At 45.8% G+C, this 18,887-nt stretch carries 15 protein-coding genes; 7 read left to right on the top strand and 8 right to left on the bottom strand.

Annotation, left to right across the window (positions count from 1 at the left end; all coding sequences use genetic code 11):
• Window positions 1-44 precede the first annotated feature (44 nt).
• Together H6G00_RS27205 and H6G00_RS27200 are read left to right on the top strand one after the other, a co-directional pair.
• Window positions 45-212 carry a hypothetical protein gene (locus tag H6G00_RS27205; protein ID WP_190799117.1) on the top strand — a complete coding sequence of 56 codons (168 nt, stop codon included), beginning with the start codon at window positions 45-47 and terminating at the stop codon, window positions 210-212.
• A gap of 469 nt (window positions 213-681) precedes the next feature.
• The gene (locus tag H6G00_RS27200) at window positions 682-1,836 is read left to right on the top strand and encodes a peptidoglycan-binding protein (protein ID WP_190799116.1); all 1,155 of its coding nucleotides are present in this window, start codon (window positions 682-684) and stop codon (window positions 1,834-1,836) included.
• A gap of 8 nt (window positions 1,837-1,844) precedes the next feature.
• Here the strand turns inward: H6G00_RS27200 and H6G00_RS27195 are convergent, their stop codons facing one another.
• From H6G00_RS27195 to H6G00_RS27180, 4 genes are all read right to left on the bottom strand, one after another.
• Window positions 1,845-2,300 (bottom strand): transcriptional repressor, encoded by a 456-nt coding sequence (locus tag H6G00_RS27195; protein ID WP_190646724.1) that lies wholly within the window; start codon window positions 2,298-2,300, stop codon window positions 1,845-1,847.
• 354 nt (window positions 2,301-2,654) lie between these two features.
• A complete protein-coding gene (gene sigC / locus H6G00_RS27190; RefSeq protein ID WP_190646725.1) occupies window positions 2,655-3,911 on the bottom strand; it encodes an RNA polymerase sigma factor SigC in 1,257 nt (418 codons plus the stop codon).
• A 295-nt stretch (window positions 3,912-4,206) separates the two neighbouring features.
• On the bottom strand, window positions 4,207-4,344 hold the full coding sequence (locus H6G00_RS27185; protein WP_190646726.1) for a hypothetical protein: 138 nt from the start codon (window positions 4,342-4,344) through the stop codon (window positions 4,207-4,209).
• Window positions 4,345-4,829: 485 nt separating this feature from the next.
• Window positions 4,830-6,335, bottom strand: a complete 1,506-nt coding sequence (locus H6G00_RS27180) for a GTP-binding protein (RefSeq protein ID WP_190646727.1) — start codon at window positions 6,333-6,335, stop codon at window positions 4,830-4,832.
• A gap of 313 nt (window positions 6,336-6,648) precedes the next feature.
• On the opposite strand from H6G00_RS27180, the gene H6G00_RS27175 reads away from it, so the two are divergent.
• Window positions 6,649-8,517, top strand: coding sequence for a SpoIID/LytB domain-containing protein (locus H6G00_RS27175; protein ID WP_347278232.1), 1,869 nt, complete (start codon window positions 6,649-6,651; stop codon window positions 8,515-8,517).
• Window positions 8,518-8,792: 275 nt separating this feature from the next.
• Here the strand turns inward: H6G00_RS27175 and H6G00_RS27170 are convergent, their stop codons facing one another.
• Window positions 8,793-9,092: a ferredoxin gene (locus H6G00_RS27170; protein WP_190646728.1), complete on the bottom strand. Its 300-nt coding sequence runs from the start codon at window positions 9,090-9,092 to the stop codon at window positions 8,793-8,795.
• Window positions 9,093-9,617: 525 nt separating this feature from the next.
• Here H6G00_RS27170 and H6G00_RS27165 point away from each other — a divergent pair.
• From H6G00_RS27165 to H6G00_RS27150, 4 genes are all read left to right on the top strand, one after another.
• Window positions 9,618-10,625: a Gfo/Idh/MocA family oxidoreductase gene (locus H6G00_RS27165; protein ID WP_190799115.1), complete on the top strand. Its 1,008-nt coding sequence runs from the start codon at window positions 9,618-9,620 to the stop codon at window positions 10,623-10,625.
• 459 nt (window positions 10,626-11,084) lie between these two features.
• Window positions 11,085-12,605, top strand: a complete 1,521-nt coding sequence (locus H6G00_RS27160; RefSeq protein ID WP_199318737.1) for a hypothetical protein — start codon at window positions 11,085-11,087, stop codon at window positions 12,603-12,605.
• A complete protein-coding gene (locus tag H6G00_RS27155; protein WP_190799114.1) occupies window positions 12,606-14,303 on the top strand; it encodes a glycosyltransferase family 39 protein in 1,698 nt (565 codons plus the stop codon).
• Between the two features lie 20 nt (window positions 14,304-14,323).
• Entirely contained in the window at window positions 14,324-15,595 is a 1,272-nt protein-coding gene (locus H6G00_RS27150) for a glycosyltransferase (protein ID WP_190799113.1), read from the top strand.
• Here H6G00_RS27150 and H6G00_RS27145 read toward each other — a convergent pair.
• From H6G00_RS27145 to H6G00_RS27135, 3 genes are all read right to left on the bottom strand, one after another.
• Window positions 15,579-16,562 carry a glycosyltransferase family 2 protein gene (locus tag H6G00_RS27145; protein WP_190799112.1) on the bottom strand — a complete coding sequence of 328 codons (984 nt, stop codon included), beginning with the start codon at window positions 16,560-16,562 and terminating at the stop codon, window positions 15,579-15,581. The genes H6G00_RS27150 and H6G00_RS27145 overlap by 17 nt on opposite strands.
• A gap of 12 nt (window positions 16,563-16,574) precedes the next feature.
• Window positions 16,575-17,915 (bottom strand): pentapeptide repeat-containing protein, encoded by a 1,341-nt coding sequence (locus H6G00_RS27140; RefSeq protein WP_190799111.1) that lies wholly within the window; start codon window positions 17,913-17,915, stop codon window positions 16,575-16,577.
• 342 nt (window positions 17,916-18,257) lie between these two features.
• The gene (locus H6G00_RS27135; protein WP_190799110.1) at window positions 18,258-18,464 is read right to left on the bottom strand and encodes a hypothetical protein; all 207 of its coding nucleotides are present in this window, start codon (window positions 18,462-18,464) and stop codon (window positions 18,258-18,260) included.
• Window positions 18,465-18,887 lie beyond the last annotated feature (423 nt).

Genomic DNA, 18,887 nt, shown 5'->3' with positions numbered 1-18,887 from the left:
GGTAGGTTGATTAATGTCTCATGAACCATTAATCAACTTTGAACATGTACGATAGATCAAAGAAGGATTGGGTTAGTGCTGCTGTTACTGCTGGCTTGGGTGCAGGGGTCATTACTTCTTTTGCCGTTAACCAAGGCCAGCACCCTGCGATCGCACTAGGAATCACTGGTTTTGCAATCGTTGTAGCTTTGATTATTGACCACTACGCATAGTTTCACGCCCCAATTTTATTGAGGGCTATCCGTCCCGTACAATTAATTCTTTTTAACTAAAAGGTTAGAGATACTCTTCTTACAGAGATAGTCTCTAACCTTTATTATTTTGCTTGACAGAGTATCTAGTAGCTTGGAGCCATCGTACAAAAAATTATTAATTCGACATTAGCATCCTCGGTTGCTCCGCCGTTCAAAAGAGTTTAGATACCCAACCTTCAGTCTAAATTGCTGTTTGACTTAATCAGCACTTGACGTATTCATCATCTATGAAAAATAGTGGGAAAAGCCAAGTCAGTTTAATAGAATCTGGCTAATCCTAAGCGAGAGATTTCGCCTTAAAGAGCCATCGTTCTCCAAAAATCAAACAAATGAGCTATGTCTAGATTTGCTGAAATAGCATAAAATACATGCCAAAAGAGTGTGAGAATTTGAAGTGCAAAAGGTTCTGAACTGGACTGTTCCACAAATGCATAGCCACAAAAGTTTGGGATTCCTCAATTGCCAGCGCGCTGACGGTTTTCTGCTTCGTCTGCTATGTCTTACCAGTGTCTTGGCTATTAGCAGCATCAGCCCAGTTCGAGCTGTTCAACCTGAGCCTGAAGGCGATCGCACTTTTACTTCGACACCTCCAGCAGAAATTCTTCCAGAGAGCCCTATTCTACTAAGTCAAAGTTTTGGCACAACTTTGCAACTGGGCGACAGCGGTGATGCAGTTACCCAGCTTCAAGTCCGGTTAGCGGAGTTGGGTTACTTTCAGGGTACTCCTAGCGGTATTTTTGGTCCGAGCACCGAAAGTGCCGTAACTCAGTTTCAGCAGGATAATGGGCTCGTTGCTGATGGTGTTGTTGGACCCGCAACGCAATCGGCTCTTGGCGTTGCAGCGAGCACATTATCTACACCATCTACAGTAGATGGTGTACTACAGACGGGTAGTAGTGGGGAGTCCGTGACCCAGCTTCAAACTCGGCTAGCAGAACTGGGATATTTTCAGGGCTCACCAACTGGAAACTTTGGACCAGCCACCGAAGCAGCTGTAATTCAGTTCCAGCAAGCAAACGGACTGAATGCAGATGGTGTCTTTGGGACTGAAACAGCAAATGCGCTTTACGGAGCCTTTACCCCTACAATACCTGCCCAAACTGCGACTCCAGTACAAACCTTTAGTCCTACTGCTAGCGCTAACGACGGAATCTTACAATTGGGTGATGTGGGACCTGATGTAACTGATTTGCAGCAGCGACTGAGTAACCTCGGCTACTATCGAGGGACAATTGACGGCAGTTTTGGTGAAGGAACACAGTCCGCAGTTACCCAGTTTCAGGAGCGAAATGGGCTAGTCGCTGATGGCATTGCTGGACCTCTTACCCTTTCAACAGTTAGAAATGCAAGTCCAAGTGAGTCAACGGCTCGGCGATCTACAGCTACTCAGGTGTCCAATACAGCGGGACAACCATCGGGACGATTTAGCGTGTTGGAATTACAGAGACGGTTGCAACGCCGAGGATTTTACTCTGGACCATTAGATGGAGAATTGGGCGCTGGAACCAGACAAGCCGTCTCCGCCGCTCAGCGTGAATACGGACTTAGCGCTGATGATATTCTCAATGGGCGGTTTCGCTGATTCTAGGCTCAAATCGGTAGCAAGGCACGCTGGCAAGCTGGGCAAACTGCATGGATTGTCAATTGACAATCGAGTAAGTGATACCCCTCCTTCTGAGCAGTTTTAGTTCCCGTCTTTAGAATTGAATCGTTCTTAAACTCAATTGTCTTGTTACATCTGACACAAATCAGATGATGGTGGTGATGTGGGTAAGGCTGATTGAGCTCATAGTGTTTATGTCCTTCAGCCAGTTCAAGCTCCCTTAAAATGCCCATGCGAGCCATTAACTTGAGTGTCCGATAAATCGTTGACAAGCTAATATTCTCACCCTCACCTTGCAGCAGATGATAAAGCTCCTCTGCACTCAGGTGTTTTGCTTTTGGAAGATTTTGAAATACTTGCAGGATGGTTTCACGTTGAGGCGTTAAACGCCAGCCTCGGTCGTTTAGTTCTGACTTGAGTGAGGTTGCTGTATACAATGCCATATTGACCTTCTCAATAAAGCCTCTCTAATGAGAATGATACACAATCAATTCGTTATTTTCAAGAAAAAGAGCTTATTGAGAATAATAGCTAATTAAACCGCTTTTGGAAGGGGTAACTTTGAACAAGTATTGGCTTTGAGTGACCCGAAAACGTCTCTACTTCTTAAAGTTGTTATCTCAGTACTGCTACTTAAAGATTTATTGAGAGGTTGGGAATGAGGACTATTCAATACCAAGTCTTTTTAATGCTTTACATAGAAATGACATTAAGTCTAAAAGTTTGAATGGAAGTGTAGCTTTACTACACTTCCATTCAAACTTTTAGACTTAATTTAGATGTACTTAAATGTACTTCTATGTTAGAGATTCGAGGTAATCTCTAACTCGGTTACGACGTTTGGGTTGGCGTAGTTTTTGCAGTGCTTTAGCCTCAATTTGGCGAACTCTTTCTCTAGATAGATCTAGTGCCCGACCAATTTCTGCAAGAGAGTAAGGATGTCCATCTCCCAAGCCAAATCGCATCCGAATTACGTCCCGTTCGCGGCTGGTCAGGTCAGTTAGCAGCTGCTGCAAATCGCGATGGAGGGCTTCCCGCATCAGCATTTCTTCTGGAGAGATGCCATCGGTCTCTAGCAAGTCGCCAAGTTCCGTATCTCGCTCTTTACCCACCTTAGTTTCTAAGGAGACGGCGCGAGGCACTCGTAGCAACACCTCGCGAACTTGAGGTGGAGTCATATCTAGCTCAGCTGCAATGTCCTCAATTGTGGGAGTACGCCCTTTCTCCTGAGAAATTTTGCGTTGAGCTTTTTTGATCTTGTTGAGTTTTTCAGTAATGTGAACAGGTAGGCGAATGGTGCGACTTTGGGTGGCGATCGCCCGTGTAATTCCTTGACGAATCCACCAGTAGGCATAGGTGCTAAAGCGATAGCCTTTAGTGGGGTCAAACTTTTCTACTGCTCGCTCTAAGCCCAGGGTTCCTTCCTGAATCAAATCCAGCAGTTCTAATCCACGATTTTGGTATTTTTTGGCGACCGAAACCACAAGACGAAGGTTAGCCTTGATCATGTGATCTTTAGCTCCGGTTCCTTCTGTCTCGATTTGGTCTAATTCTTCAACCGTTAAGTTGGCTAGCTCTGCCCAGCGCCGCTTACCTGCAGCCAGTGTTGGTTTAAGGTCTGCCACCGAAACGCCACCCTCGGCTGCCCAACGCTCTAATGAGGGACGATGCCCCAAGTTAGAAGCTAGACGGTCGTGAGCTTCAATCAACCGAACATACTGTTGGATAGGACTATCACCTTCAGCAGCGGCAGCAGTGCAGAATTCTAGCAGCTTCATGTAGCGTTGAACTCTTTGGGCTTCTGAGACTTCTTCGTCTCGTCCTAAGAGGCGAACTCTACCAATTTCTTGAAGATAAAGGCGCACTAAATCAGTGGTGCGTCGTCCAGCCCCTTTGCTAAGGTTGTTATTTTCTGTATATTCCATCTCCAGGCTGACCAGGTCATTCGCTATCTGCTCAGCGTCAATATCACTATCATTGCCATCTGGCTGAAAGCTAAGGGAATTGGCTGGCTCATTATAGTCTGCATCAGCGTAAAAAGGTTTTGCTGGCATGGTGATAGTCTCAGTTGCTCAAGTTGAAAAGGACTCTTTTACTGCTGCTTAGTGCATTATTCCCGCGATCCAGGACTAAGTAACAATGCTGAGAGTTCCTTGGCGGGTTAGTTAAGTTGAACTTGCATAGTCAAACCAAATCAATGACCATCGTTTGTGTGCTTCTAAAGCAGAAGACAGATCCCGAAGGGCATAGTCAAACCATTGGATTGAACCTTACAAGTCATTGGCTCGGCTGCCAGTATAAGGATTGACCCATTGCCGACGAGTGATTTGGGTCGAGGGATAAAGTAATCTACATCACCCATAACGCTAATTCCTGACTGCGCTCCGGATCTTTTGGATCAGCAGAAATTAGGCTTTGGTCAATCTTGGGATCAAGAATGCTGGTGCTTTCTCTTAAATAGCTTTCAATCTTTCCGTTATTGGTCATTCAAAGAAGTCACAAACATTCAAAGAATTCACAATAGCCTGTCAATGATTGAAATGATGCTTGCCCCTGCTTGTATTACAGTTTAGTTCGACTGAAGAGTTATCTCCCCGACTCACAATAACTTTATTGTTTGGACCAAAGGCTTTAAAGGTTTCGTGAAAAATTAGTCAATCCCTCAGTATTTCTCCCTATATACTCTAAGGAGTAACTATTCTTCTTTGAATTTCTAGGAAAAAACTTAGGCTACTTACATTCAGGTTACTAATTCCCTATGGTTTTGTGAAAAAATAGCACTGGGAAGAGGTGTGTTAAACCTTTAATCAGGTACTACTCAAGTCTGATTTGAAGAGTCGTGAAGTTATAGCTGCTTAGATAAGGTTTGCATCAGCCAGTATGCTTGGGAATAGAAAGAAAACTGACTTTAAATAGAAATTTAGGGTACGAAGTTTTTAAGAAGACGAAGTTTCTACTAAATTTAATAGGGGCTAGGGTTCAGCTAGAGGTTTGACTACGCGAGCGATCGCCTCTTGAACAAAACCTTTAATAAATTCATCGCGGCGGTTCAGTTGAAATTGCTGCTGCACGACCTCAGTCATGCCTCCATCTCCCCAGTCTTGGTTGTTGCGAAAATATTCGATAAAACTTTTTCCAGCAATTCGCGTCAAGTAGGCGGCTGTGACTCCTTGAATGGCTCTACCCACTAAGAATGTAGCAACGTTAGTTTGCAGCGTGATCGAGAACAGTTCAATTGCGCCTCTGACAATTCCCAAACCAGCTAGGGTTTTAGCCAGGGAGATAGCTAACTCACGCCCCCGGTCAAGATTGATCTCACAGCCGTAGACTTTCCCAATTTCCACTACCATTTGAGCGTTGATAGCAGCAGTCGCCAATAGATCGACTACAGGCAGGGGAGTCACGGAGATTACGCCTGCTCCAATCCATTGAAAGCGATCAACAATTTTTTCTGCTTGCTGAAGTCGCTGAGCATCAATCAGTTGACGGGCTTTTTCACCTAAACGCTGAGATTGCAATAAGATGTTGTCTGCAATTAGGTCTTCTCCTTCTGCTCGCAAAATGGCTGCCATGCGTCGAAGGAGCGGCAAAATTTCTGGGGTTGGCTGGAAGAGTTCCCCGCTTTCTAAAGGAACGGGTTGGGGACGAGCGGCAACTGCTACAACATCACTGGGGTCAATAAATCTGTGAACTCGCTGGCGGAGACGAGCCAGGATTTCTTCTCGGTCAGCTTCGGTGTAGAGGTCAATTTTGTTGAAGACGATGAGAGATCGCTTGCCAATCTCAGCCAGTGTCCCCAGCGGTTCATACTCGGACTTGCGGAGGTCGTTATCCAGTACAAACAGCAGTAAATCGGCTTCAGTGGCAAGTTGACGGGCTAGTCTTTCGCGTTCAGTGCCCACCACGCCCGCTTCCAAAATGCCAGGAGTGTCAGTGATAAAAATTTCTCGCTCTAGCCCCTTAAGCTGAAAGCGATAGGTTTCCCCGGCCGCTGTGGTGCCCATTGGTGCACCTACTTGACCGACAATCCGACCGAGCACTGCATTCACGATAGAGGTTTTTCCAGCAGAGCCAGTGCCAAACACGACGACCTGCAATTCCCGTCGAGAGAGACTTTCTTCGATTTCAAGGGCGCGATCGACTAGGGCTTGTCGAGCTACTTCGTCTTGAATTTGGGCAACCTGTTGCCGAATTGCCCTCAAGCTTTCCTCAGCGGCTTCTGTCTTTTGCTCTGGCGCTTGGGGAAGCGGACGTTCGGTGCGCTGTCCGGGGCGCTGAAACAGAATGCTGTAATAGATAAGTGTTGCAATCAGGGCAACAAGAAGCACAATCAGCAGCAGCAGAAACAGATTGCCCAGCAAAGGCGAACTGAACGCGATGCGGAAATATAGCCGGGAGAGTGAATCCAGAAACCAAAGCAGTAGCCCTAGAATTAGGACGATGCCAACTAGCAATACTAGGATGCGCGACCAGGACATGAAAAGCTTTGGATGGGATAACAGTCAGATGTGACGCTTGGTTGACTAGGCTCAAGATCCCTCTCATTCTAATTCCCTGTCAGGTCATTCCCTGTTAGAGAATACGAATTAAACAAAACCTGAAGTTTTTTGAGGAAGGGGTTCACTACGAACCGCAAAGTCGTCAATAATAAGCAGCACCTCTAAAATAGTCATCAGTCGAAGGTTACAAAGTCCACATAACAGCTTGTGAAACATTGCTTAGCTGCTGGTAGTCATGGCTCACTGGTCGAGCTAATCCACTTCATGCCGTGTAATTTCGAGGGACAGCCCTGTGAGTAGACGACTTCAATTTGGTAGTTCCAGATGCTTTTCAATTCGTATCCCAGCTATTGCTCCTGTTCGATGGTTTACTGTCTGGGCGGGTGTAACAACTACGGCTTGTCTGGTTGGGCTGACATCCTTTCCCGTGTCAGCTCAAACGAGTTCTAATCAAACTTCTCAAATTCCAGATTCTTCCCAAGCTCAAAACGCTCCTCAAGCTCAAAACTCTTCTCAAGGTGGCGCTGATCCCACTTTGGATATTGGGATCGTGCAGCGATTTGGCTCTGAATCTGGGGACGAAATTACTTTACAGCCTTTGACGGGCGATCGCCTCACTATGCAATTTGAGACGGGAGGTCAAACCCAAACCGTCACTGCCAGCACCGTCAAGCTAGAAATCACGATGGAGCCGTTAGCTGAGCCGCAAGTAAATGAGCGAGTGGTGCTGAGTACCCATCGCAGCTTTGAAAGTGCAGAAGATAGCGCTAATCAATGGCGATCGCGCGGCGTGGAAGTTGAAATTGCTCAGCCTCGACAGTGGCAGGTGTGGGCCAAGCGTGATGTTTATCGTAGTCCGCTGCTGCGCCGTCTGCTGTTTCAAAATCTTCAAGCCAATGGGTCTAGAAGTGCTTTCTTAGATACCCAGGTACAGCAACAGATACCTAAAGCGTCATTTGTTGCCAACGGCTATCGCTATCAGCGGGACGAAGTGCAGATTACAACAGGGAATCGTCGGGTACAGGTAACCCCCAATCGCAGTGATAGCGAACGCCGACTTTATGGAGGCAATCTACAGCTCCAGCCTAATGCCTATGGCACCTATACATTAGTGAATGAGGTGCCCGTTGAAACCTACTTGCGGGGAGTGGTACCCCACGAGATTGGGGTTGGTGCGCCGCCAACCACAATTGAGGCTCAGGCAATTTTGGCTCGCACCTACGCACTGCGAAACGTGCGCCGATTTGCGATCGATAACTATGAGCTATGCGCTGATACACAGTGTCAGGTTTACCGTGGGCTGTCAGGTGCCCACCCTGAGACCGACCGGGCGATCGCCGCTACTCGTTCTCAAGTATTGACCTACCAGAATGAATTGGTCGATGCTTTGTATTCCTCAACGACAGGTGGCATTACAGCCCCTTTCAGCGATGTCTGGAATGGACCCGATCGCCCCTACTTACGCGCAGTCGTAGATTCTGTACAAAACATCTGGGATTTATCGCGCTACAGTCTGGCAGATGAAGCCAATCTTCGGACCTTTATCGGTCGCACTGAGGGCTTTAATGAGAATGGCTGGGATGTATTCCGCTGGCGTGTAGAAAGTCCATTAACGCAAATTACGGCTGACCTGAAGGAATATCTAACTGGAATTCAGCATCCTCTGGCGAACTTTACAACGGTACAGCAAGTTCAGGTTGTTGAGCGATCGCCAGCAGGTCGGGTACAGCGAATGGCAGTTCAAACTGATCGAGGAACGGTTGAGTTAGAGAAAGACGAAATCTTGCGAGCCTTTTACGCACCCAACAGCACGCTGTTTTACATTGACCCCGTTTATGAAGCATCCGCAACGCCAGCCAGGACAGTGCAAAATTCTACAGCAGGACAAAGCGAAGGAGAGCAAAATTCACAGCCTGCTGAATCCAGAATTCTGAAAGGGTACATCTTTACAGGCGGTGGACTGGGTCATGGAGTTGGGATGAGCCAGACAGGTGCCTATAACTTAGGGGATCTAGGCTGGTCTAGTGCCCAAATTCTTAGCTTTTATTACCCCGGTACTCAGCTCCAACCCCTAAGCGACGCCATTACGTTTTGGCGCGATCCAGCAGCGCTGGAGAATTCATCTGAGGCAAATGTAGAACTGGTAGAGCCAGTCCAATAGAGTAGTAGATCAGCTAGATCAGCTCGAACGACTGTGACCCGACCCTAAAAGAAAAAGATTTTGAGCGGAGGCGTAACATTAGTGCACCTCCGCTCAAAATCTTTTTCTGCTGTTCAAAGCTGCTCAACCAAAAGCAAGCAGGGGAAGATCGTTCGTACCCCTGCCATAAAGTGGTGACATCTTGTCTAGCGTTTGTGCTTGGAGTGAACCAGTCAGAAGCAGAGAGCGTTTAGTTGATCGCAAAGCTCCCTGTCTCTCTGAAGCAGCTTCACCAATTAGTACAGCTCTTCTTCTTGGTGAGTCAGGATGGTGCAGTCAGAGGTTGGGTAAGCTACACAAGTCAACACATAGCCAGCCTCAATTTGGTCATCATCCAGGAAGGACTGATCTGACTGATCGATTGTGCCCTCTTTGATTTTGCCAGCACAGGTAGAGCAGGCTCCTGCGCGGCAAGAATAAGGTAAGTCAAGCCCCTGCTCTTCGGCAGCATCTAGAATGTACTCGTCATCGGGTACTTCGATGGTGGTGTTCAGCCCTTCGGCCTCGTTAACCAACGTGACCTTAAAAGTCGCCATGCAACAATCCTCTCAATGTTTAAAACGGCAGTACGAGTTGACTTCTTGTAAGATATGCGACCCTAACTTGGGTAAAGGCTTACATTACGGTAACTCTTCTCTGATACTACGAAAAAATCTAAGATCTGTAACGCCTAATTGATAGATGGGCTGAATGGGATTAGTAATGAAAGTTATGAAATTAAGCCTAAATTACTTATACTTGAACGTTGATTGTGTTGTTGCCGTCTACAACTAATGCTGCTTTTCAATAGCAACTCTCTCCTGGTGGGAACTCGCTCTGTCAAGAGATTGCTAGGGCATTAACCATATGTTCTACTGACCTTTAGAGGATTAATGAATTAAAAGTGGTTATAGGTGTAACAAGTAACAGTTATTTGGTTGAAATTGATGGGGCGAGATGAAAACCCTTACCTTATTAGCCATCAATACAGGTTTCAATATAGTTCTAAAATTCTAAAAACCGTCAGGTCATTTGACCCACTTGCCTTAAATCTATTGCTGCCATGACTGGATATTTCTTATATGACAACTGCATCGTTTGAATCATTCATGTCACTGCCGATCAAAGTTGGGATAGTAGGAACAGGCTACGCCGCTAAAGTTAGAGCGGAAGCTTTGCAGGCTGATTCGCGATCGCAATTAGTCACGGTTGCAGGACACACTCCAGAAAAAGCAGCAGCATTTAGTCAAACCTATAGCGCTGAAGTATCAAATTCATGGATGGAGCTAGTACAGCGAGAAGATTTGGATTTGATCATCATTTCTACGGTCAATCGAGATCATGGAGCGATCGCTCGTGCAGCGCTCCATGCTGACAAACATGTCATTGTAGAATATCCGCTCTCACTAGACTACGTTGAGGCGACAGAATTAATTGAGCTTGCACAGGCAAAAAGTAAACTACTGCACGTCGAGCATATTGAACTGCTGAGTGGAATCCACCAAGCAGTCTTGAATGCTCTTCCCCAAATTGGCTCAGTGTTCTACATCCGTTACGCTAATCTCAATCAGCAACGTCCGGCTCCTCAAAAATGGACTTACCAACCAGAGTTGTTTGGTTTTCCACTAATTGGAGCCCTCTCTCGCATTCATCGCCTGATTGACTTATTTGGTCAAGTTAACTCCGTTAGCTGTAGTGCCCGCTTCTGGGACGATACAGATTCCCCCGATCGCTACACCACCTGCCTCTGTACAGCACAACTGCAATTTACAAATGGAACTATGTCTGATTTAACCTACGGAAAAGGCGAAGCCCTGTGGAAATCAGAACGCAGTCTAGAAATTCATGGTGAGAAGGGCGCCCTTCTATTGGATGGCGACCAAGGAACGTTAGTTCGATTAGATACAACATCTCCCCTAGAGGTTGGAAGCCGGAGAGGCCTATTTGCAAAAGATACGGCTGCTGTCCTAGATCACCTCATATTAGGTTCATCCCTTTACGTTACTTCAGCTGCCAGCCTATATGCCCTTAAAGTAGCTGATGCTGCTCAACGTTCTGCTAAGACGGGACAAATTATTTACTTGTCCTAACCAGCGAGCTTATAACCTTTGCTCTGAATCAAAAGCTTAATTCACCTCTCAAAAACCCTCAAAAGATTCCCCATCTCAGGCTCTGTAACATGGGATACTTACGGGTTTGTGAGAAGACAGGCTCTTTATAGAGGAAACACGCTTGACAAGAGGACAAAAAAGTCCATATCTTCATCAACGCATCATAATTTAGCAGCGGACTATAAAGATATCAACAACAAAAAGGTATCCCTTAAGTGGATATCTAAGCATCAAGTATAAAAGTGGAATCAGTAATCCTGCCAAGAAATAAGTAAATCCTGGCACTGATACACTATGAAAACGACGACGCTAGAGCGCAGACCTTTACAGAAGCTCCTCCAGCTTTCAGGACGTTCTCAGGCTTCTAAACTACCGCTCATATTTATCGTGACGGGAGTCCTGTTTACTTTGTTCCTTCAGCTCCACATTCAAGATGGAGTGTTTTTTAGTGGAGATGGTGGACTCAAGGCCCTCTTAGCACAGCAGTTTGCTTCCGGAGATTTGCAATTTGATTTAGACCTGCCTGCTGCTGATTGGGTAAGAGATTTATGGCACAACGGACTGTATCCGTTTCTCCCCCCTTTTGTCTACAACCGTTTGGGGCTTTACTACATTACTTTCCCGTTTACCTTTCCTCTAGTCACTGCGCCCTTCTATGCACTGTTGGGCTATAGGGGCTTGTATGTCATTCCTGTTGTATCAACTTGGGTTCTGTGGTTTAGGTTTTACGCGGTGTGCAAACGGCTAGAGCTCAACAGCGGTGCCATTGCGATCGCCCTAGCCGTTCTCATCTTTGCTTCCCCACTATCTATTTATAGTGCGATGTACTGGGAGCATACCCTTGCTGTTGTTCTTGCTTTTTATGGTTTAACGGTTGTACTCTTCCCAAATTCAACCCACTTAAGTAGAAAAAGTGCTCTTTTAGGTGGAGTCCTCATCGGTTTATCAGTGTGGTTTAGGCCAGAATTTCTATGCTTGGTTGGGGCTCTAACTTTACTCTCCCTTGTTGCAAAGCTTAAGTGGCTTAAGAAATTCAGTCCTGCTGCTGGGAAGGAAATTCTGTTCACCTCTAGCTTGTTCTTAACTGTTCTTATCTTTTTCTGTATTAATAAAGTCGTTTATGGTCATCCTCTTGGCATTCATTCAATTCAGATAGTAGAAGAATTTTCACTAACAGAAAGGCTGTTAGCCGCACGTGACAACTTCAAACAACTTATTTCTTCTTTATTCGAATATTTTCCAGTTTCGCTCTTTCCTTGTTTGTTTGTCTTTCCGTCTCTGCTACGCAGTAAGTTGCGATTAGCACCAAAGATTTGGGCGATCTATTTCATAGTGGCACTGTTCATTCTCACTGTTCCACTGATTGTTCCATCTGGAGCTGGGGGTAAGCAATGGGGCCCTCGGTTTTTGCTAATCCTTATGCCTCTACTTTCACTTCTCTTAGCCGTCCAACTTAAATACATTATGAGAGTAATGGGGCGGTTTCAGCGATACCTTTCTATCGGATTGGTTTGCGTATTAATCTCTATCAGTATTCACCTTAACACTTTCGTTGCAACAACTAAGTTGGTGAAGGACTATCAGACTGTTGCCTTGGCTCTAACAGCAGTCAAAGAAGACTCTAATGAGATCATCGCGATCTCACACCAGTATGTAGCCCAGGCGATTGCGCCTGCTCTAAGTGATAAGAGTTTTTTTCTAGTTGATGATGCTAAAGATGTAAGGCAGTTGAGTGAATCGCTGGTTGAGCAAGGATATCAAAAATTTCTTTACATCTGCTATCACCATCGTCCTTGTCCTGTACCTGAAAACCCTACGCAAAAGCTGGAGTTTTCTTCATCAAATCAATTCTTTAAAGTTGAGTTTTCACCATTAACATCAGACGGTCTTGGTGGTTCGGGTAAATATCCTGCTTACGAAGGGTCAATTCTCACCTATACAGAACCTACGGAGATTTAAATGATCACTATATTCAAGGGGATCAAACTAAATAGGTTTGAATTACTTTTACCTCTAGAAGTTTTATTGTTTTTTGCGATCGCTCTGGCAGTTACGCTGCGAATACTGAACTTGAGCAGCCATGAGTTTTGGTATGACGAAGTTCTATCTCTGTTGTTGTTTAGTGGGCAAAAAACAGCCTATGAAACCCCTGGAGAGGTTCCTGTTCTTCTGTCAAGCTACACCTCCTTACTCAAACTACCAGTTGAGACTGGACTAGGAGACATCGTAGAAACCTTCAAGCAAATTTTAAGGGGTATTGCTGGCGGCGAACCTCATCCACCACTTTTCTTTCTGAGCCAGCATCTTTGGTTGCGGCTTTTTGGTAATGCTGTAGCTCAAGTTAGAAGCTTAGGAGTTTTGCTAAGCTGCCTCGCAATTTTCAGCGCTTATGGGTTAGGGCGAGACGTATTAGGTCATCGAGGTGGTCTAATTTTCGCTGCATTACTTGCAACTAACTCCTTTTACCTTTTTCACTCACTCAACGTCCGTATGTATGGACCACTGGTTCTCTGGATTGTTTTGAGTGGGTGGGCGCTTGTCCGGTTGATTCGCCAAAATACTGTTGAAGCTAACGTAACCTGCCGACAGCAGTTGCTTTGGAACTGTTTACTGATTGGGTCAGTTACAGCTGGGCTACTAACTTTTTACTTCTTTGCGTATTGGGTAATAGCGCTGGGCGTTTTGGTACTCTATCTTGATCGGCAGCGCTGGTTTCAATACGGAATAGCCTTAGGAATCGCTGTGTCGCTTACTATGCCTTGGGCATTTTGGGGAGTTCGGCAACAGGCACGAAATGCTGATCTCGATCGGTTTGCTGAGTCAATTGGGTTTGTTGAAGCATTATTCAAACACTTCCGCGATGCCCTTGAAGCAGTTGGCATTCAATTACTATCAGGTGGTTTGTCCCCAAGTATCTCCCATGAAGTTGCCGTTTTAATTGGCTTCATTGCTGTTGCCATATTATTAACCTGTTGCATTTGGCTTTGGCGACAGGGTGAGTATCAAACACTGGGAACCGCACTGATATTAGGAGTTTTGCCATTAGCGCTAGCTCTAAGTGTAGATGTTTTCACTGGGAAATTTACATTAGGTTGGGGCTATGGCAGAAGTATTATCTTCGTTTTGCCGGGTTGTCTCCTCTTAATAGCAGCAGGGTTGGAACGAGCAATGGACCACTGGCAAAAACCTTTGATTGCAGCCCTACTCGCCACTTATGTTTGCGTTGGTGTAGGTGATTTCAACCTCCGCGATCGCCACATGTTCCACACGATTAATCAACTCATTCAGCAGAACACCGAGACCCCAACTTTAATCGTAATGAGCTCTAAAGCTTGGGGACACGTCTTGCGCTTGGCTTACTATGTTACCCCTGATGCGCCTGTGAGTTTGTTGGCTGAGAAGCCCGAACAGCTTGCTGCAACTTTGGATAAAACTCTAACGGATACAGCGTTAGCCTACGAGCGCATCCTATGGCTCAACCCTGAGCGAGCTGTTTGGAGTGAACCTAAAACTGACGCCGAAAAGCAACAGTTTGATCAGGCTGTTCAACAAGTTTTACAAGCTCAGTACAAACTGACAAGCACTGAAGCTCTGTCAGGAACGATGGATTTGGATCGGTTCACGCTCAGTCTTTACACCCAATCGCCTGCTACGTAATTTATTGGAGAATTTTTAAAATGACAGCTCAACATCCCCTAGCTTTGTTAGAGGTGCCTTCTGGTCCTTTACAAGTTTTTGATTACCCTACTGTTGCCCAAAACGCCCACGTTCATAATCAAGGTACTTTAAAGTCGCAGCACTCCATCAAATTTTCCTTGATCATTCCGACTTATAACGAAGGCACAAACATTCAAGACATTATTTGTTTGCTGAGTGGCTTACTTGATCAGGCAATTCCTGGTGAATATGAACTGCTCGTTGTCGATGACAATAGTCCAGATAGAACTTGGGAGATAGCTCAAGGACTAATGTCACAATATCCTCAGCTTCGAGTGATGCGTCGTCAACTCGAACGAGGGCTCTCTAGTGCTGTCATTCGAGGATGGCAAGCTGCAAGAGGAGAAATATTAGGGGTGATTGATGCAGATTTACAGCATCCACCAGAGGTTCTGCTAAAGCTGCTCAATGCAGTTGAGCAAGGAGCCGATTTAGCTGTTGCCAGCCGTCATGTTGAAGGAGGGGGCGTTAGCGAATGGAGTCTTGCCAGACGATTTCTATCTCGTGGCGCTCAAACGCTGGGATTAATTCTGTTGCCTGGAGTAGTAGGACGGGTCACTGATCCGATGAGTGGTTATTTTATGGTGCGTCGTAGTGCAATTAGCGATCGCACCCTCTACCCACTCGGTTACAAAATTTTGCTTGAGGTATTGGGACGGGGAGACATTGGGCAGATTGCTGAAGTCGGCTATGTCTTTCAAGAAAGGCAGCAAGGAGAAAGTAAGGTTACTTCCAAACAGTACATCGAATACCTTCACCACTTGACCCGATTGCGAATTGCTGGTGGACGATTGGGACGTATCCAACAGCGATTTGAGATCCCTCTAGGACGATTGATTCGCTTTGGTCTGGTAGGCTTCAGCGGTGTGTTTGTCGATATGACTTTGCTGTATCTGCTGAGTGATTCAACAACTCTTGGACTGCCGTTAAACTTGGGTAAAAGTATTGCCGCGGAGATTGCAATCTTCAATAATTTTCTGTGGAACGACGCTTGGACGTTTGGTGATTTAACGAGTAGTCAAAGGGGGATACAAAAGCGATTCAAGCGGTTCTTGAAATTCAATTTTATTTGCTTGGCTGGATTGGTTCTCAACCTCTTAACCTTTGATGTTCTGGTTTATCTACTTGGAGTGAATCCCTACCTTGCCAACCTGATTGCGATCGCCATTGTCACCGTTTGGAATTTTTGGCTGAACTTAAAGCTAAGCTGGCGCGTTACTGAGGTGAAGTAGTAGCTTCAGGCTGGCGATCACCCTCAAAGCCATAAGCGTCTCGTACTAGATACAGAGGACGTCTTTTAACTTCCTCATAAACACGCCCTAGATACTCGCCAATAATGCCCAGGGTGATCAACTGCACGCCCCCCAGGAACAAGATAACGACCATGAGCGAGGCATAGCCTGGCACATCAACTCCTAGAATCAGAGTGCGAATAATCAGAAACGAAGCGTAGAGAAATGCGAGTATAGATAGGACAAGTCCAAGATAGCTCCAAACCTTGAGCGGGACTGAGCTAAAGGATGTAATGCCGTCAACTGCAAAGTTCCACAGTCGCCAATAGTTCCACTTGGTACAGCCTCTATACCGTTCAGCCCGATCATATAGAACAGCGGTATTTTTAAACCCAACCCAGGCAAACATCCCCTTCATAAAGCGGGTTCGTTCGGGCATCTGTTTTAGCACTTCTACGACACGACGGTCGAGTAATCGAAAATCGCCAGTATCGCGAGGAATTGGGACAGTACTCATGCGCCCAATGACTCGGTAAAAGGCACTAGCCGTAAACTGCTTGAGCCAGGTTTCTCCCTGGCGCGATCGCCGAGTTGCATGAACCACATCATATCCTTCGCGCCATTTTGCGATTAGCTCTCCAATCAGTTCAGGCGGATCTTGTAAATCTGCATCAATCGGAATGATGGCATTGCCTGTCGTGTAATCGATTCCTGCAGATAAAGCAATTTCTTTGCCGAAGTTGCGAGATAAACTCAAAATTTTGATTGCAGCATTGTGAGTCCGTTGATCCATTAAGCGTTTCAACGTTTTATCTGTGCTGCCATCATCCACACAAATAATTTCGTAACTAAGCTGTAACCCTTCTAATACCTTCGTTAGCTGTTCGAATAAGTAATCAGTATTCAGTTCCTCATTATGTAGAGGAACTACTACAGAAATTTCTACATCAGCTGCACGGGTATACATGGTTGGTGAATTTTAACGTCCAAGTTTGTTGGCAATTCCATCACAACCACCGGGAATTGTCGATCGAGTTTTAGAACCACCCCAAGCACAGCAATATTGCCGCTGTTCATCTGACATGCGTTGTACCCCAGTAAGGTCTGCGTTTTCGATGACTGCTCCGGTGCAAGTTCCAGTTATATAATCAGGAATTTCCGTACGGCTGCGAGGTGTTGCAGTTGATACTGGCCCGTAGAATAAGCGAGTTCCCATCAGGTCAGCCCCAGTCAAGTTTGCATCAACTAGGATAGTTCGAGACAAATTAGTTTTTACTAAATCACAGCGTCCTAAGTTGGCTCGAATTAAGTTGGCATCACTCAAGTCTGTCCACCGTAAGTCTGTCCCAGAAAGATCAGCAGCAGCCAACATCACACCCAGGTCAATCACACGAATGCCAAAATTACGGTCTTCTTGATAGCCACCAACCCCGTCTAACATGGCTCGACCAAGACGGCGATCGCGCATCAGTGGAGTCAATAGCCTGGAGCGAGAGAGGAAACGCACAACCTTCGCTTTACCCCCTGCATCAACGCTACTAAGAATGGCGGCAGTTCTGCCTTCGGCGATCGCCCGCTCCTGAGGCCAGTCTTCCAGCAACCCCTCCTCATCTAATACCAAATCAGAAATTCCCTGAAAATAGGTGTCAATGGTTTGCTGTTGGGTAATCAAATTTTGCTGGATCGTCAGGTCTTTAGAAATGACATACTGTCGCCAGGCTACATAAACTGCCAGGATTGCGATCAAAATTTGCCCTAAAGCGCCAAGCACCTCACCCAGCGCTCCAGTTGCTTCCCAGTTCACTAAACTCCACCAGATCTGCAACTGCTCCGGCACACCGCTGAGTATTAGTATCCCTAATAAAGCAAATACTAGCCCTAAGGTGGCGATGGTCAATTGCCACTGCTGCTCAGAGATCAATTCTGCTAAAGCGGCTTTTATGGGAGCCCAAACAACCTTCAAGGATGCCAGAAAAGCAACTGCTGCTCCAGCGACTCCTAGCCAAAAGTTGCCAATAATTAAACCGGTGGTCATGATGGCGATCGCCATCAAAATAATCAACCAGTAAGGCGGTTGGTTCTGATGCTCACGCACAGCCGAGTCTTGCTTCAGAGCGTAGTTGATTGCAGCTCGCCCGTCATCTTGATTATCAGCCACCAGTTTGTTGGCTACGGTCGATTGATAATTTGCATCAGCGACCGACTGGGAAACTAACTCCCTGTCTGCTCCGTTAAGGCTATCTGATGGCATCGCTTGTGAGTATTCAGTCTCATCAATAGGAGGTGAATCAGATTTGGATAGATTGGAGTCTCGCGTCATATTGTCCTAATGGTCAGCAAGCTTAGGCAAACCTATGCCTTATATAGGATATGCTGACGCATCAAGATTAGGTCATAAAAACTAAAAAACCCTAGACCTTGAGAGGCATCATTGCCTGTTGTCCCTCAAGGTCTAGAGCTTCCCGATTTGAGGATTGTGCAACCAAACGTTACTGGGAGAAACAACTCAAGAGTATGAGTCGCTTAGTTCTTAGCTCAAACAAAGCAAATAATAAATTTTGCAACGTTCGTAGCGTGGAACCCCAACCCTAACAGGCATCTTGCCCGCCCTACAGTTTGCCCATCCTACAATTACACAACTTCTCAGCCATTCTACTAGCTACTAACTGGGTAGAGCGCTCAGCAAATTTACTGTTCCGTGGGCCTCTCGCTGAATCTGACCCGTGTGAACGGCATCATAGAGCCGTTCCAAAGCTGCCAGGTCTGTTGACTGATAGCCCCTCATTGCTAAAACCTGACGGATTAAGCCTTCAGATTCAACGCTAAGGCAACCTGTTTGAAAAGCCGATTGAACAAGTCTACCGATCATAGAGCCGGGGCATCCTTATCAGTGAACTGTAACTACTAATATCAATGATTGACGCAGCTAAATGGCTGATTGAGATCGCTTGAGACTTGTGATCTCAGAAAGTCTTAAGCTGTGATATCGGTCACTTACAAATGAGCCTGATTTGAAATCCCTGAATGGTGATTGGGGGTAAACCCTTCACCTAATTCTGCATGTTGAAAGGTGGAAAATTATCAAGCTCCCATCAAGTTTCTGTAGTGTTCTTATTAGGAATTTACGACTCTCAAAGGTAATTCGTTGAAAGGATCTGGGAGAAATAGAAAAACTGATGTATGACAAAATCTCTGTGTGCTGCTCTAATTACGTATAGTCCTGCTATTTGGATTGTGGATTAGCCCAAAATAGAGCAGGATTTTAGTAGATATAGAAAAAATCTCTTGGGAT

The organism is Leptolyngbya sp. FACHB-541 (assembly GCF_014695875.1).
GTDB lineage: Bacteria > Cyanobacteriota > Cyanobacteriia > Elainellales > Elainellaceae > JAAUTN01.
This window is presented reverse-complemented; position numbering and strand designations above follow the sequence as displayed.